Source organism: Pseudomonadota bacterium (assembly GCA_008501635.1).
GTDB lineage: Bacteria > Pseudomonadota > Gammaproteobacteria > QQUJ01 > QQUJ01 > QQUJ01.
The window spans coordinates 203,016-223,181 of the sequence record QQUJ01000018.1; the positions used below are offsets into that span (position 1 = coordinate 203,016).

18 protein-coding genes and 1 pseudogene are annotated in these 20,166 nt (G+C 60.6%); 6 read left to right on the plus strand and 13 right to left on the minus strand.

The features are described 5' to 3' along the window. Positions 1 to 996: an iron ABC transporter permease gene (locus DWQ09_10995; protein KAA3627693.1), complete on the minus strand. Its 996-nt coding sequence runs from the start codon at positions 994 to 996 to the stop codon at positions 1 to 3. Next, entirely contained in the window at positions 993 to 1,673 is a 681-nt protein-coding gene (locus tag DWQ09_11000) for an HAD family hydrolase (GenBank protein KAA3627694.1), read from the minus strand. Before DWQ09_11000 ends, DWQ09_10995 begins: the two co-directional genes overlap by 4 nt. 116 nt (positions 1,674 to 1,789) lie before the next feature. On the opposite strand from DWQ09_11000, the gene DWQ09_11005 reads away from it, so the two are divergent. Both DWQ09_11005 and DWQ09_11010 read left to right on the plus strand, forming a co-directional pair. Then, the gene (locus DWQ09_11005; protein ID KAA3627695.1) at positions 1,790 to 2,326 is read left to right on the plus strand and encodes an RNA pyrophosphohydrolase; all 537 of its coding nucleotides are present in this window, start codon (positions 1,790 to 1,792) and stop codon (positions 2,324 to 2,326) included. A gap of 66 nt (positions 2,327 to 2,392) precedes the next feature. Further along, entirely contained in the window at positions 2,393 to 4,657 is a 2,265-nt protein-coding gene (locus DWQ09_11010; GenBank protein KAA3627696.1) for a phosphoenolpyruvate-protein phosphotransferase PtsP, read from the plus strand. A 71-nt stretch (positions 4,658 to 4,728) separates the two neighbouring features. On the opposite strand, the gene DWQ09_11015 is transcribed toward DWQ09_11010, so the two are convergent. The 6 genes and pseudogenes from DWQ09_11015 to DWQ09_11040 form a co-directional block, all read right to left on the minus strand. Then, complete coding sequence (locus DWQ09_11015; protein ID KAA3627697.1) at positions 4,729 to 5,223, minus strand: porin family protein; 495 nt, start codon at positions 5,221 to 5,223, stop codon at positions 4,729 to 4,731. Between the two features lie 216 nt (positions 5,224 to 5,439). Then, entirely contained in the window at positions 5,440 to 5,865 is a 426-nt protein-coding gene (locus DWQ09_11020; GenBank protein KAA3627698.1) for a GFA family protein, read from the minus strand. A 131-nt stretch (positions 5,866 to 5,996) separates the two neighbouring features. After that, positions 5,997 to 6,716 carry a hypothetical protein gene (locus DWQ09_11025; protein ID KAA3627699.1) on the minus strand — a complete coding sequence of 240 codons (720 nt, stop codon included), beginning with the start codon at positions 6,714 to 6,716 and terminating at the stop codon, positions 5,997 to 5,999. A gap of 65 nt (positions 6,717 to 6,781) precedes the next feature. Continuing rightward, a pseudogene (locus DWQ09_11030) lies at positions 6,782 to 6,871 on the minus strand (transposase). Positions 6,872 to 7,001: 130 nt separating this feature from the next. Beyond that, on the minus strand, positions 7,002 to 8,057 hold the full coding sequence (locus DWQ09_11035; GenBank protein ID KAA3627700.1) for a hypothetical protein: 1,056 nt from the start codon (positions 8,055 to 8,057) through the stop codon (positions 7,002 to 7,004). Between the two features lie 387 nt (positions 8,058 to 8,444). Then, a complete protein-coding gene (locus tag DWQ09_11040; GenBank protein ID KAA3627701.1) occupies positions 8,445 to 9,986 on the minus strand; it encodes a PLP-dependent aminotransferase family protein in 1,542 nt (513 codons plus the stop codon). A gap of 42 nt (positions 9,987 to 10,028) precedes the next feature. On the opposite strand from DWQ09_11040, the gene DWQ09_11045 reads away from it, so the two are divergent. After that, positions 10,029 to 10,679, plus strand: a complete 651-nt coding sequence (locus DWQ09_11045; GenBank protein ID KAA3627702.1) for a pyridoxamine 5'-phosphate oxidase family protein — start codon at positions 10,029 to 10,031, stop codon at positions 10,677 to 10,679. Between the two features lie 43 nt (positions 10,680 to 10,722). On the opposite strand, the gene DWQ09_11050 is transcribed toward DWQ09_11045, so the two are convergent. From DWQ09_11050 to DWQ09_11070, 5 genes are all read right to left on the minus strand, one after another. Next, positions 10,723 to 12,243 (minus strand): fumarate hydratase, encoded by a 1,521-nt coding sequence (locus tag DWQ09_11050; protein ID KAA3627703.1) that lies wholly within the window; start codon positions 12,241 to 12,243, stop codon positions 10,723 to 10,725. A gap of 134 nt (positions 12,244 to 12,377) precedes the next feature. Beyond that, on the minus strand, positions 12,378 to 13,808 hold the full coding sequence (gene lpdA / locus DWQ09_11055; protein ID KAA3627704.1) for a dihydrolipoyl dehydrogenase: 1,431 nt from the start codon (positions 13,806 to 13,808) through the stop codon (positions 12,378 to 12,380). A gap of 73 nt (positions 13,809 to 13,881) precedes the next feature. Then, positions 13,882 to 15,144 (minus strand): 2-oxoglutarate dehydrogenase complex dihydrolipoyllysine-residue succinyltransferase, encoded by a 1,263-nt coding sequence (locus DWQ09_11060; protein ID KAA3627705.1) that lies wholly within the window; start codon positions 15,142 to 15,144, stop codon positions 13,882 to 13,884. 122 nt (positions 15,145 to 15,266) lie between these two features. Further along, positions 15,267 to 18,113, minus strand: a complete 2,847-nt coding sequence (locus DWQ09_11065; protein KAA3627706.1) for a 2-oxoglutarate dehydrogenase E1 component — start codon at positions 18,111 to 18,113, stop codon at positions 15,267 to 15,269. A gap of 217 nt (positions 18,114 to 18,330) precedes the next feature. After that, a complete protein-coding gene (locus tag DWQ09_11070) occupies positions 18,331 to 18,693 on the minus strand; it encodes a hypothetical protein (GenBank protein KAA3627707.1) in 363 nt (120 codons plus the stop codon). Positions 18,694 to 18,755: 62 nt separating this feature from the next. Between DWQ09_11070 and DWQ09_11075 the strand changes: the two genes are divergently transcribed. The 3 genes from DWQ09_11075 (at position 18,756) to DWQ09_11085 (ending at position 20,113) form a co-directional block, all read left to right on the plus strand. Beyond that, on the plus strand, positions 18,756 to 19,004 hold the full coding sequence (locus tag DWQ09_11075) for a hypothetical protein (protein KAA3627708.1): 249 nt from the start codon (positions 18,756 to 18,758) through the stop codon (positions 19,002 to 19,004). Positions 19,005 to 19,233: 229 nt separating this feature from the next. Continuing rightward, positions 19,234 to 19,725, plus strand: a complete 492-nt coding sequence (locus DWQ09_11080; GenBank protein KAA3627709.1) for a HyaD/HybD family hydrogenase maturation endopeptidase — start codon at positions 19,234 to 19,236, stop codon at positions 19,723 to 19,725. Positions 19,726 to 19,825: 100 nt separating this feature from the next. Then, on the plus strand, positions 19,826 to 20,113 hold the full coding sequence (locus DWQ09_11085) for a HypC/HybG/HupF family hydrogenase formation chaperone (protein KAA3627710.1): 288 nt from the start codon (positions 19,826 to 19,828) through the stop codon (positions 20,111 to 20,113). Positions 20,114 to 20,166: the final 53 nt, after the last annotated feature.

Below are 20,166 nucleotides of genomic sequence, written 5' to 3' on the forward strand. Positions count from 1 at the left end.
TCAGCGTATCGTGGCCAGTAATCGTTCCGAGCCCCGATTGAGCAGGAACAGAAACAGCGGTACCCCGAGCAATGCGGTGATCACCCCCACGGGCAGCTGCGCCGGGGCGATGACCGTGCGGGCGCCGGTGTCGGCGACGATCAGCAACGTCCCGCCCAAGAGCACGCTTGCGGGTAGTAACACGCGGTGATCATGCGCGCCCACCAAGCGCAGCATATGGGGAACCACCAGCCCGACAAAACCGACGCTGCCTGCCAGCGTGACTGCCGCAGCAGTGAGCAGCGAGGCAAGGAAAAAGACCTGGTAGCGCAGCCTGCCCACCGCGATGCCCAGCGACCCGGCCAGCATTTCACCGCGGGCGAGTACATTGAGATCGCGCGCCAGAGGCAGGCTCGCCGCGAGCCCCAGTGCCAACACGCCGAGTCCTAGCCAGGGCGAGTGGGCGTAACCGAGATCGCCCATCAGCCAAAAGAGCATGCCGCGCAGTGCCCCTTGAGGGGAAATGGCGAGCAGCAGGCTGATCAGCGCCCCCCAGCCGGCGGCGACCACCACGCCGGTCAACAACAGTCGGGTTGGCGTCCACCCACCGCGACCATGGGCCAGTCCGAATACCAGCAACAGCGAAAGCAGCGCCCCGGCGAAGGCCGCGATCGGCAGCCAGAAACCCGCTAACCCCAACATCATTACTACCAGCGCTGCCGCCGATGCTCCCCCCGAGACCCCCAGGATGTAAGGATCGGCAAGAGGATTGCGCAGCAGCACCTGCATCAATGCGCCGCCCAGGGCCAGCAAGCCCCCGGTGGCGAAGGCGCTGAGGGCCCGGGGTAAGCGAATTTCCCACACCACCGTTTGATGCAGCGATTCCCCTTGACGGGCGATGATCGCCCACAACTCCTGAGCCTTCAGTTCCACACTGCCGCTGGCCAGCGCCAGCAGCAGGCTGGCGATGACGGTTAGACTCAAAACAGCCAGAAGCCAGCCGGCGTTACGCATCATGCGAGATCGGGTGCCAAGTCGCGATCGCGCAGGGTGACCACCGGCCAATGGTGGTGGCGAGCGTGACGCGTGAGCGGCTCGTCGGGATCAACGGCCACGGGATGATCGACTAGTTCCAATAGCGGCAAATCGTTGTGCGAATCGCTGTAGAACCAGCTGTCGTCAAGGTCATGGCCGGTTGCGGTGAGCCATTTCTGAAGCTGCGTGATCTTGCCGTGCTGAAAGCAGGGAGGACCGACCACGTTGCCGGTGTAGCGGCCGTCGATGAGTTCTGGTTCGGTGGCAAGTAGATGGGGTATTCCTAACAGCTGGGCGATTGGTTCGGTAACAAAGCGGTTGGTGGCGGTGATGATGATCAACGTATCACCGGCGCCGCGGTGGCGTTCGATCAGCGCCTGGGCGGCGGGCAGTTGAATGGGGCGGATCATCTGATCGACAAACTCGTTCCGCCAGCGTTCCAGGCACTCGGGTTCGTTCTCCGCCAGCGGGCGCAGCGAAAAGCGCAGAAACTCGAGTATATCCAGCTTGCCCGCTTGATACTCTTCGTAAAAGCGCAGGTTCTCGCGCTCGTATGCCTCGCCGTCCACGATTCCGCGCTCAGCGAGGAACCGCCCCCATAGATAATCGCTGTCGCCGCCGATGAGTGTGTTGTCGAGATCGAAGATTGCCAGTGCCAATGCGGGTGACTCCTACGGTTTACCAGGTAACTTGGAGGCAACATTGTAACAGCGCCGTTTGCCCAAGACGGGCGGATGTGGAAAAATGTCGATTAACGAATTGCCCGCGGTTGGCTATGCAACTTATTGATTCAGATGGATATCGACTGAATGTCGGCATTATCCTGTGTAATGGAGAGGGGCGCGTCCTTTGGGCCCGCCGCTCCGGGCAGGATGCGTGGCAGTTTCCGCAGGGGGGCATCAAGTCGAACGAGACGCCAGAGCAGGCGATGTTCCGCGAGCTTCAGGAAGAGGTGGGCCTGCTGCCCGACCATGTCGAGATCATGGGACAAACGCGCCGGTGGCTGCGCTACCGATTGCCGAGCCGGTATATCCGCCGGCACAGCAAACCGGTTTGCATCGGTCAGAAACAAGTGTGGTTCATGTTGCGTCTGGTTGGCGACGATGAGGCGGTCAAGCTGGATTGCTGCGATCGACCGGAGTTCGACTGCTGGCGTTGGGTGAACTATTGGCATCCGCTGCGCGAGGTGGTCTCCTTCAAACGCGGTGTCTACCATCGGGCACTCAACGAGTTTGCCCACTTGCTGTTTCCCGAGGGACGGCAACGGCGCTACGATCAGCGGGGACCGATACCGCGTCGTGCACGCAGCTGATCCGCTAGCTGGAGCGGTGTAAGCTCTGCTCTTTGGTGTTCGTCAACGCCACCCATAGATACGTATATGCTCGAAGTCCTGCGTAAGATCGTCCAGGAGGTCAACGATGCCCGCGATCTGGGCCAGGTGCTGGATATCATTCTGCGCCGGGTACAGGAGACGCTGTCGGTAGACGTCTGTTCGGTCTATCTCTCCAATCACCAAACCCGCCAGAACATGCTCATGGCCACGGTAGGCCTCAATCCCGAGGCGGTCGGCAAGGTGCGCCTTTCGTTTGACGAAGGTATCGTCGGCCGCGTCACGATGCGCGCCGAACCCATCAATCTCGACGATGCGCCGCAACACCCGAATTACAAATACATACCGGAGAGCGGCGAAGATCCCTACCATGCGTTTGTCGGCGTCCCCATCATCCACCAGCGCGACGTCATGGGCGTACTCGTTGTTCAGCAGCGGGCGCGGCGGCGCTTCGATGACAACGATGTCTCGTTCCTGGTGACGCTGGCGGCTCATATCGCCGGCGCTATCGGCCACGCGGCAGCGAGTGGCCAGCTGCCCAGCCACTCCGATACGGAACGCCGGGGTGGAGGCTGGTGCGAGGGGCAGTCGGGCGCGCCCGGTGTGGGGGTGGGCTGGGCGGTGGAGATCGTCAGCGCCGCCGATCTGCGCTCGGTACCGGATCGGACCACCGACAGTCCCGAGGCCGAGGTTGGTCAGTTTTTGCGGGCGTTGTCCGCGGTCCGTGAAGAGATCAAACGCTTGCGCGTCGGTTTGGGCGAGAAGGCCACCGAGGCACAGGCGCTCTTCGACGCCTATCTCATGCTGTTGAGCGGAGAGGGTATCGAGGACGATACTGTCGCCCGCATCCGCGCGGGCAGCTGGGCGCCGGGTGCGCTGCGCGCCGTGATCGACGAACACGCCCGGGTCTTTGCCGCCATGGATGATCCCTATCTGCGCGAACGCGCAGAGGATATTCGAGATCTGGGTGCGCGAATTCTCCTTCGGTTGCGTTCCCCCATCAGCGAGAAAGCGCGTGACTATCCGGCGCAGACGGTATTGATCGGCGGCGAGATTACCGCGGCCCAACTGATCGAGGTTCCCCACGAAAAGCTGGTGGCCGTGGTTTCCGGGCGCGGTTCGACGGCTTCACACATCGCCATACTGGCGCGGGCGCTGGGTGTGCCCGCTGTGATGGGTACGGCCGACCTGCCGACGGGCCGCCTGCATGGCGAGGAGATCATCGTCGATGGCTATCTGGGCCGCGTCTATGTGCGACCCCAGGCTACGCTGCGGCGCGAGTATGTGCGCCTGGCCCGTGAGGAGCAGGAGCTGGTCAGTGATCTGCAGGGCTTGCGCGATCAGCCCTCGGTCACCAGTGACGGCGTGCACCTGCCGCTGTTCGTCAACACCAGTCTGCTCTCGGAGATCGAGCCGGCGTTGCGCAGCGGAACCGGGGGGGTCGGGCTTTACCGTACCGAGATACCCTTTCTGGTCCGCGACCGGTTTCCGGCCGAGGAGGAACAGCTGAAGAGCTATCGGCACATCCTCGAGGTATTTCATCCGCGCCCCGTCACGCTGCGCACGCTGGATATTGGCGGCGATAAACCGCTCCCCTACTTCTCCTGGGAGGAGGAAAATCCGTTCCTCGGTTGGCGCGGTATCCGCGTCACGCTCGATCATCCGGAGATCTTTCGTGTCCAGCTGCGCGCCATGCTGCGTGCCGATATCGGTCTCGGCAACATGCGCGTGATGTTCCCGATGATCAGCACGGTCGAGGAGTTGGAAGAGGCGGTCCACCTGATCGACGAAACGATTGCCGAGCTTCGCGTGGGTGGACTCGACGCCACCCGGCCGCCGATCGGCGCCATGATCGAAGTGCCTTCAACGCTCTATATGATCGAGGAGCTTGCCAGGCTGGTCGATTTCTTCTCCGTCGGCACCAACGATCTCACGCAGTATCTGCTTGCAGTCGACCGCAATAATCCTCGTGTCGCCAAGATGTTCAAGTCGCTGCATCCGGCAGTGCTGCGCGCGCTTGCGCAATTGATCGACGCCGCGCATCGGGCGGGAAAACCGATCTCCGTTTGCGGCGAGATCGCCGGAGACCCGGCCGGTGCCCTGCTGCTGCTGGGGCTGGGAATCGACGGCCTGAGCATGAACGTCGCGAGTCTGCCACGCATCAAATGGCTGGTACGCAGCTTCAGTCGCGCGGAGGCCGAGCAGCTCGCGCAACGGGCATTGCGGATGGGCGATGTCGGCGAAGTGCATCTCCAGCTCAATACCGCCATCGAGATGCGCGGACTGGGCGGGTTGATCAGAGCGGGCAGGTGAACCCCCTGGCAAGGGACGAAAAAAGAGCCGGCCTCAGGCCGGCTCTTTTTTATCAGATTCCAACCGGCGAATCAGAAACGAAGACTCAAGCCCAGCGAGAACAGATCAACGTCGCCGCCACTGACGTCGTCGTAGGTTTCCCACTCGGCACGTATAGCCAGCTGGTTGCTGACGCGAACCTCGCCGCCAAAGCCGTAGCTGATGTCGGTGCCGGTATCAGTAAGTCCCGATGCGCGCACTTCCCAGTTGAAGAAGCCGACCTTGCCGAACAGATCGAAACTCTGGGAGACAGGCAGGTAACCCAATAAATGAACCGACAGGCCATCCTGTTCCAGGTTGCCGCTGCTGAACTCGCCCAGATCCACAAACGCGAGCTCTACCCCCAGATTGGGGCTGAGCGTATAGCCGCCGAACAGCTTGAAGCCGCTGTCGGTTTCGTTGAGGATGTCGTCGTCGGATTCGCCCAAAGCGAAGCCGAGGTAGGGACCCTGTTCCGCTGCAACGGCGGGGCCGGTCGCCAGTGCCGTGAGCAGAGTGCCCAGCAGTACCTTTCGGATGATTTCCATATTCACGAGTTTTCTCCAAGGCAAGGTGTGCAAGCGATCTTAGACGTCAAAACACTAGCGGTGTGGAACTTGGTTGGCAATATCCAGGAATGGATTCCGCAACGGTCCAATCCACTCACTCGTAGATCCCGTTCACGAGGACACCTTATTCTGGGTAGCAGGCACGGCATCAGGAGCGCCCGCGCAGCGAACGGGAGGCTAGGCTGCACGTGTTGGTCAGGGGGTCTGGCCGGGTGGTACCCAGGTGTCTGGAGCTCTTTCATCGAACTGCGGGAGATCATCCTGGATTTCGTACCACCGCGCCTTGGAACCGACGAAGATATGTGACTCCGGCTTGATGCCGGGATCTCCCTCAACCGTACCCAACGTTATCGAGGTTACCTTGCCTTTTACGGTTCCCGCCAATGACGAACCGCATTCACAACAAAAACACCAGCCGGTACCCGTTGCCGTTTCGAACACCTTTACAAGCGCTTCCCCTGCGGTCCATTTGAAGTCGTCAGGATTGAAATCAGCATAAGTGGCAAATGCTGCACCATGCTGTCGCCGGCACATGGAGCAATGGCAGTGATCTGCGCTTAGCAGCCGCCCGGTGATTTCGTAGCGGACTCTGCCGCACAAACAGCCACCGCTGATCGTCATTTTGGTTACTCCTTTGTGCTCCCTGCGTCCGGGTTAACGGGTGGGTGGTGAAGCGGAACGTCACTTGATAATCCTGGATCAGCGTGAAAATAAATCCGTCCCCTTTTCCATTTTAAATGGTGAAGCGGTTGTTATGTGTGTTTAGCACTGTTCCCATCTAGCATCTGAGTGTGTATCTCGCTAATTACAGCGGGGAACATTACGTCAATGCGATGGATCATCGACTCAAGAAACGGGACTGTGAAACGTTGCGAGGTGTAGGTAAATTGAAAAGACCTCGGGTCTTCCCGGTGCACAGGAAATCGATCTGGCAGAAAAATATGAAGCTCGTTCCCGACCTGGGATAATCTTCCGACACTTTGGCTTAGAAGCCCACCGAGAGGTTCCGTGTACTCTATGTACTTGCGGAAGTCCATCATGTATTTTCCCCACGAATCCCATTCGTTCTCAATGAGTTTGTAGGTTACTGATGTCTCCCCCGATTTTCTCAAGTAATTGACGGCACTCGACATGTATTTCTGGTTTCTTACCTCAGCTATCTCCGAAAGCACCGGGCTATTCGATACCACCGTCCGCCAAAAGAAGTCCAGAAACGACCTCGACGTACGAACAGTGTTTTCGATCTCAAACCACATCGCCATGAACCTATACAGGTGTCTGACTTCTTTCTTTGTGACCCGGATGCCTGGCTCGAAGCTCTTTGGCATGTCAATCTCCCTGTGCGATAAATTGCGCAGCGCGCCTATGCCGTAGCGTAGTGTCTCCACATAATGGATGTTCTGCAGTATTTGATCTCGGGAGACAAGGCTATTCTCTATCAACGGCAAATGTTTACTAATGACGGTAATCATTGGCTTTCACATAATGTTCGAGTTAACTTGACGGAGGGTTTGCTGACCGAAAAGGAGGCAGACTAATTTTCCAAGAAAACGACTTGCCTGTTGTTTCCCCGCTGCACTACGTGGCGTTGATAATTCGATATCACCATGCGCCCCATCCTTGGCATCGCATAAATGCTTGGTACAGCCTATATCATCGATAGCCTGCCAACTGATTCGTGAAAATAAATTCGTCCCCTATTCCTGCGATAAGGGACTCCAAATTACGAGCCAGTAGTGCTGAGCACAAAGCGGTCATTAGTCTCCCCAATTCAGCCAATCAATGGCACCCTCACTGAATCCGTCGCGCCAGATTCGCGTGCGTTCCGGGTCTAAAAATGGTATGCCCTCCAATACTTCGCAAGTCGAATTCGCCAGAGTCACTATTTGTAGAGGGGTCCTAGGCTGACGCCAATAATTCTTATCTCCTCCAGCTTGATAATCGAGAATGAGTTTCCCAAGCGCCTCATACGCGTAGCTGTCGTATGAAGGCATTGAGTACCCGATTACCATAATCACCGAAAATGAGTCCATCGTTCTATGCATATTGCTCCAAAGTTCACGAATCGGGTCATGTCCGAGAATTTTGTCGTATGCCGGAGGTAACAGGAAGGGGACTTCAGAAAATGAACTTGACCGAAACGGAAGATGCTCCCGGTGATTCGGAACGCGGAACACGCGCGAGAGTAGTTCTTGGCCGTATTCGCCCTTTGTTGCGCCTCGATTTAGGGGCTCTATGGGCACCCAAGCATTTGCCCCAAATAACGGATCCTTATCAGGTACATCTACTCCGGTAGATCTGTAGTAGGCTCGGTTCTCATCGTAGTACCATCTGTCGTACCAATCGATTGACCCATGGAGCTTCAATATATCGACAAATTCTGCCTTGTGGTCATGCGTCGCCTTGCCGCGTTTTTCATCATCTAACCACCATTCGGGCGACAATGAGTAAGCAATACCAAGTCGATCCAGGGTGTCTTCTAGGACTGTGTCGTAATTAAAAGTTAGAACAAGGTCGTAGGGTGTTAGGGCAGAGCAAAATCGCTCATATAGCTCCCTAGAAATTGCTTCTACATCCTTCGAGAGTATTTCTTGGATAATCGGTCTCACGGACGCGATTGTTCGGCTTCCATGTTCGAAATACTCGTCGGACCCAATCAATTTCAGAAAGTGCTTTCTGTGACTGTATGCAAGAACGGATTCCAGAGTTACCTCGCTATTCGGATAGAGAGCCATCCACTCAGATATCTCTTGTTCTAGCGGTCCATCCCAGTCGTATGCGCGGAAATGCTCGCGCATTCGGGCGCGCACCATTTGGAGCAGCTCGAATCCTAATGGGTGGCCAGCAGGTTTCGAAAACCCAGAACCAAGAATGAATAAGCGACATCTCGGAAGGGAGGTCGCCAGATTACCGCCAGTGATTTCGGAAGTGTCAGCGTTCAAAGCGACCTATCTATTATTCCACGACACAATCGACGTGTTTTAACACGTCGATTGCGACGAATAAAATTCCGTCAATCGCGCAATCGATTGACTCGCTCAAAAACGATCTGAGTAAACGTGCAGACGACCGCGTTGTGAAGTGCATACAGATTCAGTTCCCTTTTGTTGGTCCGCGATCCCTCTTAGATGCTGAGACGAGTATATGCCCAACAGGGGGAATTCAGGCAACGAGACCGAACGGGCGGTCATTCTGGTCCGTCATCCTCCCGCCGCATCGGCGGTTTCCGAGATCCGGATTGATGCCAAGTGCTCAATCGCTTTCTGGATCTCCTCCGGGGCAAGGGTTGCGTACCCCATCAGCAGACACGGCGGCGCTTCATGGGGAGCGAGGTAGAGCGGTGCGGCGGAGTAGAGGCCGATTCCTTTTTCACGCGCCGCGTCTATCAGCCGTTTCAGCCCACCCGATGAATAGTCCTTCAAGCGCACCATGAGGTGCAGCCCGGCCTGGGTGCCGGTGATTTCGGCCTTCTCTCCGAAGTGCCGGCGCAGGGCATCGATGAGGGCAGTACGGCGAAGGGCGTAACGCTTGCGCATGCGGCGCAGGTGGCGCTCGAATTCGCCGTCGTCGAGAAAATCGGCGAGGACGCGCTGTTCCAACACCGGTGTGTGGCGGTCGGTCCACCACTTGGCCGCGGCGAAGGTATCGAGCATGGATTCCGGCAGGATGACGTAGCCGAGCCGCGCCGCGGGGAAGAGCACCTTGGAGAAAGTGCCGACGTAGAGGGTGCGGCCGGGACGATCGAGGCCCTGCACCGCCTCCACCGGGCGGCCCTCGTAGCGGTATTCGCCGTCGTAGTCGTCCTCGACGATCCACGCCTCTCGGTTCTGTGCCCACTCCAGCAGCGCCAGTCGCCGGCGCAGGGATAGCACCGCGCCGGTGGGAAACTGGTGCGAGGGCGTGGTGTAGACCAGCCTGGCCGTGGCGGGAAGCTGATCGACGATCAGACCCTCCGTATCGACCCCCGCCGGCATCAGTTCGGCACCGGCATTGAGAAAGGCGTTACGCGCGCCGAGGTAGCCCGGATTCTCGATCGCGACCCGGTCGCCCGCGTCGAGCAGCAGTCGGGCGATGAGATCCAGCGCCTGCTGCGAGCCGCTGGTGACGACGATTTGTCCGGCTGTGCAGTGACAGCCCCGGCTGCGGCTGACGTAACGGGCGATGGCGGCGCGCAGACCCGGATCGCCGCGCGGATCGGCGTAATCGACGGGATAGTGCTGCGCGGCGCGGCCGAGGCGCTTGCGCCACTCGTCGAGCAGACGCGGTTCGGCATCAATGGCGCCGTAACGGAAATCGTAACGTGGCGCGGCTGTACTCCGTGGCGCCGCGGGCGGGTAGCGGCGGATGCAATGGGCGAAGCGTGACCAGCGGGGTTCGGCGGTGGCCGCCGGTGGCGCGTCGCGGAGTGCCTCGGGGGCGAGCATCGCCTCCGGCAGGGGCGAGGCGACGTAGGTGCCCGAACCGGTCCTGCCGGCCAGGTAACCCTCGGCGGTCAGCTGTTCGAAGACCAGCAGCACGGTGTTGCGGGAGAGGCGCAGATCCCTGGCCAGCGCGCGGGTGGCGGGGAGGCGGCTGCCTTCGGAGAGATGACCGGCGAGGATGGCGTGGCGCAGCGCCCGGTAGAGTTGACGATGCAGCGCGCCTTCGCCGTCCAGGCGCAGGCCCAGGTAGTCGGTGACGGTCTCCAAATTGGCCCTCGGTATATGGTAGAAATTGGCTCTTATGAGGGAGCCATTTTGCATCTATTCTGCGCTGCCATAAACCCGCTGTTGAGGAGAACTGCCATGTCGGATTCCCGCTACCCGGTGACGGCGCGGAGCCGGGTCGAACGTCTGCCCAAGCGTGGCAGCTACGACCGTGAGGCGATCTACCCGATTCTGGACGAGGCGCTGGTGTGCCACGTGGGATTCGCCACAGACGGGCAGCCCTGCGTGATACCCTGTTTCTACGCGCGCGACGGTGACCGCCTGCTGCTGCACGGCGCCGTGGCCAGCCGGTTGATGCAGACCCTGGGGAGCGGGGCCCCGAGCTGCATCACGGTGACGCTGCTGGACGGGTTGGTGCTGGCGCGATCGGCGTTTCGCCATTCGATGAACTATCGCTCGGTGGTCTGCTTCGGGCGTGCGCAACCCATTATCGACGACCTGGCCAAGAAGCAGGCGCTGGCACTCCTGGTGGACAAGGTGGTGGCCGGTCGCAATGCTGACGTCCGGCCACCCAATGCGAGTGAGCTGAAGGCCACGACGGTGGTGGCATTCACCATCGAGGAGGCATCGGCAAAGGTACGGCGCGGGCCGCCGGTCGATGACCCGCGCGATCTGGAACTGCCGGTGTGGGCGGGTGAGGTACCGCTGGCCATTCAATGGGGCGATGTGGTTCCCGCACCCGAGCTGGCTGCGGAGACACCACTACCCGATTACCTGCGGTCCCTGTAGGGCGCAATAACCGGAGGGCATTGCACCGGATGTCTGGCGCTGGTTACCCCGCAACCGGGATCTTGCCGATCTTCACGCGCCACTCCCTGGGACCGGTCTCGTGGACCGACTCGCCGTGGCTGTCCACCGCCACCGTGACCGGCATGTCCTCGACCTCGAACTCGCGGATCGCCTCCATGCCCAGCTCTTCGAAAGCCACCAGGCGCGAACTTTTGATGGCCTTGGAGACCAGGTAGGCGGCGCCGCCCACGGCAATCAGGTAGACCGCCTTGTGACGCTTGATGGTTTCGATGGCCACCGGTCCGCGTTCGGCCTTGCCGACCATGCCGAGCAGGCCGGTCTGCTCCAGCATCATGTCAGTGAACTTGTCCATGCGCGTGGCGGTGGTGGGACCGGCGGGACCAACCGCTTCGTCGCCTACGGGATCGACCGGGCCGACGTAATAGATGAAGCGGTTGGCGAAGTCGACCCCTGGGGGCAGCGATTCGCCGCTGGCGAAGAGATCGGCGATGCGCTTGTGGGCCGCGTCGCGCCCGGTAAGCAGCTTGCCGGAGATGAGCAGGTTCTCGCCCGGCTTCCAGCTCTGCACCGCTTCCGGAGTGACGGTGTCGAGGTTGACGCGGCGTGCCCCTTCGGTGGGGTCGTAGTCGAGCTGCGGCCAGTCGTCGAGACTGGGGCGTTTCAACTCCGCGGGTCCTGATCCGTCGAGCACGAAGTGGGCGTGGCGCGTGGCGGCGCAGTTCGGCACCATCGCCACCGGCAGCGAAGCGGCGTGGGTCGGATAGTCGAGCACCTTCACATCCAGCACGGTGGTGAGCCCGCCCAAACCCTGGGCGCCGATGCCCAGCGCGTTGACCTTCTCGTAGAGTTCAAGGCGCAACTCCTCGGGGCGGTTGCTGGGGCCGCGTGCCTGCAGCTCCTGGATGTTGATCGGCTCCATCAGCGACTTCTTGGCGAGGTAGACCGCCTTCTCGGGCGTGCCGCCGATGCCCAGACCGAGGATACCGGGCGGGCACCAGCCGGCGCCCATGGTGGGCACGGTCTTCAACACCCAGTCGACGATGGAGTCGCTGGGATTGAGCATCACCATCTTGGTCTTGTTCTCCGAGCCGCCACCCTTGGCGGCGACGATCACGTCCACAGTGTCGCCGGGAACGATCTCGTAGTGGATCACCGCCGGGGTGTTGTCGCGGGTGTTGGTGCGTTTGCCCGCCGGGTCGGCCAGCACCGAATAACGCAGCGTGTTGTCCACGTTCTGGTAAGCACGGCGTACCCCCTCGTTGACCATGTCGTCGACGCTCATGGTCGCATCCCACTGCACGTTCATGCCGACCTTGAGAAAGACCACGGCGATGCCCGTGTCCTGGCAGATGGGACGATGACCCTCGGCGCACATGCGCGAGTTGACCAGGATCTGCGCCATGGCGTTCCTGGCCGCCGGGCTCTCCTCGCGCTCGTAAGCGGCAGCCAGCGCCTGGATGTAATCCTCGGGGTGGTAATAGGAGATGAACTGGAAGGCGTCGGCGACGCTGTCGATGAAATCGTCCTGGCGGATGACGGTCATGGCAGTGGTCCTGCTGGGAACGGAGAAAGGATCTCAACGCAAAGACGCGAAGACGCAAAGGGCGCCAAGAAAACAAAATTTATCACTTCCTTGCTTTGCGATCTCTGCGCCTTGGCGTCTTTGCGTTAAAAGGGTTAATTCGACTTGTGCAAAGCGCGCTTGTCCACGGCCAAGGCAGCTTCGTGTATGGCCTCCGCCAGGCTCGGATGGCTGTGGATGGTGCGCGCGAGATCTTCGGCACTGGCCTGGAATTCGATGGCGACCACCGCCTCCTGCAACAGCTCGGAGACCATGTGGCCGATCATGTGCACGCCGAGGATACGATCGGTTTCGGCATCCGCCAATATCTTCACCAGGCCGATGCCCTGGTTCATCGCCAACGCGCGACCGTTGGCCGCGAAGGGGAAGGCGCCGGTCTTGTAAGCGATGCCCGCGGTCTTCAGCTGCTCTTCGGTGCGGCCGACCCAGGCGATCTCGGGTGCGGTGTAGATGACCAGTGGAATGGCGTTGTAATTTACGTGCCCGTGGCCGCCGGCGATGATCTCGGCTACCGCGACACCCTCTTCGGATCCCTTGTGGGCCAGCATCGGCCCGCCGATGACGTCGCCGATGGCATAGACACCTGGCTGATTGGCGCGCCACTCCTTATCGACATGGACGAAGCCCGCCTCGTCCAGGAGTACGCCCGCTTCCGGTGCAATCAGGTTGTCGGTGTAGGGGCGGCGCCCGACCGCTACGATGAGCTTGTCCACCTGGAACTTGTGGTCGCCGGCGCCATCCTTGTACTCCACGGTGACCGATTTGGGGTTGACCTTTGTCGCCACCACACGGGCGCCGAGTTTGATCTCCATGCCCTGCTTGGTGAACTGCTTGAGCGCTTCGCGGGCGATCTGCTGGTCGGTGTGGGCGAGGAAACTGTCCTGCGCTTCGAGGATGGTGACGTTGGCGCCGAGGCGGCGCCACACGCTGCCCAGTTCCAAGCCAATCACGCCACCGCCGATTATGCCGAGACGTTTGGGGACTTCGGTGAATTCCAGCGCGCCGGTCGAATCCACGATGCGGTTGCCGTCCTGCGGTGCCGCGTCGATTTCGATGGGGGCCGAGCCGCTGGCCAGGATCACATTGCTCGCCTGAATCACCTCGGGCTTGCCTTTGCCGTCAACAGGACTCACCTCCACCTGCTTGTTGGCGAGCAGCCGGCCATGGCCTTTGAACCAGTCGATTTTGTTGACCTTGAAGAGCATCTCGACGCCGCCGGTCAGTTTCTGCACCACATCGTCTTTGCGCTTGATCATGGCCTTGATGTCGATGCCCGCATCCTTGGCCGTGATGCCGTGCGTGGGCAGATCGTGGATCAGACGATGATAGTGCTCGGAGGAATCGAGCAGCGCCTTGGAGGGGATGCAGCCGACGTTGAGGCAGGTGCCGCCCAGGGCGGGTTTGCCCTGCTTGTTGATCCACTTGTCGACACAGGCGGTTTTCAGTCCGAGCTGGGCGGCGCGTATGGCGGCGACGTAACCGGCGGGGCCGCCACCGATTATCACCACATCGAACGATTTGGCCATGGTTGATCTCCTCAGTTTTCAGGGGCGCGGGACTCCATCCACACGTCGTCCGGTGGGTGGGGTTACCGCCTGTTCACACTTGCAGCAGCAGACGGGCCGGGTCTTCCAGACCCTCTTTGATTGTCACCAGACTCTGCACAGCCTCGCGGCCGTCGACGATGCGGTGATCGTAGGAGAGCGCCAGGTACATCATCGGGCGAATGACGATCTGTCCGTTCTCCACCATCGGACGCTCCTGAATCTTGTGCATGCCGAGAATTGCACTCTGTGGGGGATTCAGGATCGGCGTCGAACTGAGCGAGCCGAAGACGCCGCCGTTGGAGATGGAGAAGGTGCCGCCTGTCAGCTCGTCGATGGTGAGCGATCCCTCTTTCGCCTTGGCGCCGAAGTTGGCGATACCCTGTTCGATTTCGGCGAAGGTCATCTGGTCCACGTCGCGCAGGATCGGTACCACCAGACCGCGCGGGGCGGAGACCGCGATGCCGATGTCGTAGTAACCGTGATAGACGATATCGGTGCCGTCGATGGAGCCGTTCACCGCTGGAAATCGCTTCAGGGCTTCGACGCTCGCCTTGACGAAAAAGGACATGAAACCGAGCTTGATGCCATACTCCTTCTCGAACTTGTCCTTGTATCTGTTGCGCAGCTCCATGACCGGCTGCATGTTCACCTCGTTGAAGGTGGTGAGAATCGCAGCCGTGTTCTGCGCCTCTTTCAGGCGCTGCGCGATGCGTTGGCGCAGGCGGGTCATCGGCACGCGGCGCTCGAGACGTTCCCCGCCGCTGCGCAGCTCGACGACCGTGGCCGGTTTGGGCGCCGCGGGCGCGGCTGCCGGGGCGGGCGCGGGGACCGGTGCCCCAGCCGCGGTTGCGTCGGCGTCGGGGTTCTTCATATAAGCCAGGATATCCTCTTTCAGGATGCGCCCCCCTTTGCCTGAACCTGGAATACGCGCTGCGTCGAGTTTGTGCTCTTCGATCAGGTGGCGCACCGCGGGACTCAGCGCGAGGTTGGCGGTATCGGCGGGGGTGGGTTTGGCTGCGGTCGCCGCAACGGGGGACGGCTGGGGCGCATCGGCCGCCTTCGGGGTCGCGGCAGCGGCTTCGGTGTCGACGATGGCGATCAGCTCCTGCGCCAGTACCGTATCGCCTTCCTGCTTGACGAGTTCGACCAGTACGCCATTGTCGGGGGCCGGCACATCCAGCACGACCTTGTCAGTTTCGATGTCGACCAGGTTTTCGTCCCGTGTGACCGCGTCGCCCGCCTTTTTATGCCAGGTCAAGAGGGTGGCTTCGGTCACCGATTCCGGGAGGACCGGAACTTTTACTTCAATGCGCATTGTTTCCCTTTCCGCTCATGCCCCCGCACACCGATGGGCGGTCATCGGTGACCCCCCGGAGCAGGACAGGTTGTAGTTACAGAATGTCGAATACGTGGTGCGATTGCTGATTCAGGCTGCCGTTACTTCGGTTTCTTTTTTCTCACCTTCTTGATGGTGAGCGCTGCGTTGACCAGAGATTTCTGCCGCTCGATGTGCAGTTGGAAACTACCCACCGCGGGGGAGGCTGAAACCGGTCGGCCGGCGTAGGCCAACGACTGCTCCTTCCCCTTACAGGCCTGCAGGTGGTGGCGGATCTGATACCAGGAGCCCTGATTCTGCGGCTCTTCCTGGCACCAGATGACACGCGCCGCGTTGGCGTAGCGCTTCAGCTCGGCGGCCAGCACCTCGCGCGGAAACGGGTAGAGCTGCTCGACGCGGACGATGGCGATGTTGTCGATCCCGCGCGCGCGGCGCTCCTCGAGCAGATCGTAGTAGACCTTGCCGGTGCACAGCACCACCTGTTTTACCTGTTTGGCGTCGATCGCGTCCACTTCCGGGATCACCAGCTGGAACTCGCCATCGGTGAGATCCTCCACGCTGGAGACGGCCAGCTTGTGGCGTAACAGGCTTTTCGGGCTCATCACGATCAACGGCTTGCGATAGGGGCGGATGATCTGGCGGCGCAGCAGGTGGAAGATCTGCGCCGGTGTGGTCGGCACGCATACCTGCATGTTGTTGTCGCCGCAGAGCTGGAGATAGCGTTCGAGGCGCGCCGAAGAGTGCTCCGGACCCTGCCCTTCGAAGCCATGGGGCAGCAGCATCACCAGGCTGCACATACGCCCCCATTTGACCTCACCCGAGCTGATGAACTGATCGATGACGACCTGGGCGCTATTGGCGAAGTCGCCGAACTGAGCTTCCCAGACAACCAGCGAGCGCGGTTCCGCCGTCGCGTAACCGTACTCGAAACCCAGTACCGCCTCTTCGGAGAGTACCGAGTCGATCGCCACGAAGTGCGGCTGGCCGGTAAACAGGTTCTGGAGCGGCACATAGGTGCTGCCGTCGTGTTGATTGTGAATGACGGCATGGCGATGGAAGAAGGTGCCGCGGCCGGTGTCCTGGCCGGAGATGCGGATGGGGAAGCCGTTTTTCAGCAGCGTGGCGTAGGCCATGGTCTCGGCGAAACCCCAATCCATCGCCAGCGCCCCTGCGGCCATTTTCTCGCGGTCACGGATGATGCGCGCTACCCGCGGGTGCGGCTCGACGCCCTCGGGGACGAAGGTGATGCGCTGCCCCAGTTCCTTCAATGTCTCCAAGGGGACACTGGTATCGACAGGGTCATCCCATTTGCTGCCGTAGTAGGGCGACCAGTCGACCAGGAAATCGTGTTTGATGTTCTCCAGGATGTGGCGCGCCACGATACGCCCCTCGTCCAGCGCGTTGCGGTACTCCTCGACCATGCGATCGGAATCGCCGGGCTGCATCACGCCATCCTCCTGCAGGCGCTGGGCGTAGACCTGGCGCGTGGTCGGATGGGATTTGATCTTGGCGTACATCACCGGCTGCGTGGCCGAGGGTTCGTCCGCCTCGTTATGGCCGTGACGGCGATAACAGACCAGGTCGATGACGACATCTCTGGCGAATTGGGTGCGAAAATCGATCGCCATCTGCACCGCGAATATCACCGCGTCGGGATCGTCGGCATTCACATGGAAGATGGGCGCCTCCACCATCTTGGCGATATCGGTGCAATAGAGGGTGGAACGGGCATCCAGCGGATGGCTGGTGGTGAAGCCGATCTGGTTGTTGACGATGATGTGCACCGTGCCGCCGGTGGTGAAGCCACGAGTGGTGGAGAGGTTGAGCGTCTCCTGAACCACTCCCTGTCCGGCGAAGGCCGCATCGCCGTGGATGGCGATGGGCAACACCTGCCCGCCGGTTTGATCGCGGCGGCGCTGCTGGCGGGCACGCACCGAACCCTCGACGACGGGCGCGACAATCTCCAGGTGCGAGGGATTGAACGCCAGCGCCAGATGGACGTTGCCGCCCGGCGTCTGCACATCGGAGGAGAAGCCCTGGTGGTATTTCACGTCACCGGAGGTGAGTTTGCTGTCGTACTTGCCCTCGAACTCCTCAAAGAGCCCCTTGGGGTTCTTGCCGACGATATTAATCAGCACATTGAGACGGCCGCGGTGGGCCATGCCGATGGCGATCTCTTTGACACCCTGAGCGCCAGCACGCTGAATCAGCTCATCGAGCAGGGGCACCAGTGATTCGCCACCCTCCAATGAGAAGCGCTTCTGGCCGACGTATTTGGAATGCAGGTAGCGCTCGAGCCCCTCGGCGGCGGTGATGCGTTCCAGTACGCGCAGGCGCGTTTCACTGTCGATTTGCACCTTGCCCCGCGCCGCTTCCACGCGCTGTTGAATCCACCGTTTCTGGTTGGTATCGGTAATGTACATGTACTCGGCGGCCAGCGTGCCGCAATAGGTCGCGCGGACAATCTTGATGATGTCACGTAACGGCAGCCGGTCGGCGGCAAACAGGCTACCGGTGTTGAATTCGGTGTCCAGGTCGGCGTCGGTGAGATGGTGAAACGCCGGGTCGAGTTCCGGAACATCGGCCAGTTCACGCAACTGAATCGGATCGATGTCGGCGTGCTGATGGCCACGGAAGCGATAGGCGTTGATCAGGCGCAGAACGGCGGCCTGCTTCTCCGCGGTTTGGGCGTCAAGTCCCGGTGCGGCGGAAGTGCGAACGGAAGCGCTGTGACGCCGGGTGTCGAGCCGCTCGAACGCCTGGCGGATCGGGCCGTGGGGCAGATCGCGGGCGCCGGAGCCTTCCTGCAGGCCGTTGAAATACGCCCGCCACTCGGCCGATACGGAGCCGGGGTCCTGCAGGTAATTCTCGTACAGATCTTCGATGAATGCGGCGTTACCACCGTAAAGATATGAATTTTCACGGAAAAGTTTCAGAATTGCGCTCATCGACGAAGTTTTGCTCGGTAGACATTAACGAAATTTATCGGATTATAACCGAAGAAATATCCCCTATAGAAGGTGTGCCGGAGCATTCTCGTGCGTCCCCTCCGCCGGTTGATGTCGGTGCGGGATTGAGAAGAATTCCCTGATACATCAAAACAATAGTACAGCTTGACGGTGAACGTGAGGGGGACAACGCCGGACTTTCCATCTAGAACCTATCTCAAATCCCGCGCGTGCTGTGCCGAGCCCCAGAGATGCGCTGGGTAGGGGTAGGCTTGTTGTCATCTCCCTGGCTGCTCAATTGATGAAAACGACCTCTAAAGAGCCCTCCGCAAGAACGCGATCGCCTCATCGTCCGTTGACCGCGGATCGATTGGCGGCGTTTGCGGGTGCTGCGCCACCGCAGCACGTGGGCGAGGCGACCTGGATTGAAGTGATTCGCAAGATGGATGAGGTCTACAGCGATCTTCTCCAGTATCAGGTGGCGTTGGAAGAGAAGAACGCCGCTCTTGAAGAGACCCAGCATTTTATTGAAAGCGTCCTCGATTCCATGTCCGACGTGCTGGTGGTCTGCGATCGCCATGGCCGAATCCAGAACGTTAATCGTTCACTGGCGCAACTGATCGGTATGCCGGAGAGGGGACGCTGGTCGGGCGGCCGCTCGGAGATCTTTGTGCCGATGTGGTTTCACGCAACCTGGTCGCCTCCTTTCCGCTGCACCTGTCCGAGAGCCCCATCGAGGACTGCGAGATCCGACTGCTCGCGGAAGACGGTGATGATGTCTCCGTCGCGGCCAACTGCACGCCGCGCTATGACAAACACGGACGCGTGGTGGGCATGGTGCTCATCGGACGCCCGGTCGGCGAGCTGCGCCGCGCACCTCATGGATACTGAATCGACCTAAGTGGTCAGTGTGAAGGCCGTTTAAGCGGTCTTACGTCACAGCATACGGTTCGGGGCAGGGCGGCCCCTGGCATCGGCCGGGGGTCGCCTTTTCTCTCTTAAGGGACGCCAATTCCATAAGAGAGACGGGGGTGAAACCGCTTGCGGTGTCGGGCAGAAACGAATCGCTCAACCATCTGCGGTATAGTGGCAACAATAACGGAACAGGGTGGGGAGTGCGATGTCGGTTCTGGTGCTGGGCGTGGGAAACATCCTGCTCAAGGATGAAGGCATAGGCGTGCGCGTCATCGAGGAGCTGGAAAAGCGCTACGATTTCCCCAAATCGGTCGAGCTGCTGGACGGCGGTACTGCCGGCATGGAGCTGATGAATACCATGGCCAACCGCGACTGCTTGATTCTGGTCGATGCGGTTAAGACCGGCGCGCCGCCGGCGACCGTCGTCCGCCTCGCCGGCGACGAGGTTCCGGCCTTCTTTCGCGCCAAAGTCTCACCCCACCAGGTGGGGTTGTCGGACGTGCTCGCGGCGCTGACGGTGACGAACGAGAAACCCGCCAATGTGGTGGTGATCGGCGTCGTGCCGAAAGATCTCGGTACGGGACTGGCGATGTCCCCCGAGATCGAAGAGAAAATGGAAGAGATGATCGAGCGGGTTGTCGCGGAGTTGTCCGGCGTGGGATTGGCCCCCCGCCGTAACGGCGTCGCGGTGGGCTGAGGAGCGCGATGTTGATGGATGTCAGTGCTGGTACTTTTAAAGGCCGCCACGATGGTCGGGTGGTAGCACCAATGGCTTTGCGGGAGCCCGGAGTAGCGCGATGTGCGTAGGTATTCCGATGAAAGTGGTGGTGTCCAACGGCTTTGTCGCCGAGTGTGAAGGACGCGGGCGGCGCGAGCAGCTCAACATGATGCTGGTCGGTCCGCAGGAGGCGGGTACCTGGGTGCTGGCATTTCTCGGCTCCGCGCGCGAGGTACTGAGCGAGGAGGAGGCCGCCAGGATCGACGATGCGCTGGATGCGGTCGAAGCCGTCATGAACGGCGCGACCGATATGAGCGGATATTTCCCCGATCTGCAGGATGCGGCGCCTCCCAAAGCGATCAATTGACAGGGAGCTTCTCACCTAAACCGATCGTCGCCGTCGCACCGACACCTGAACCC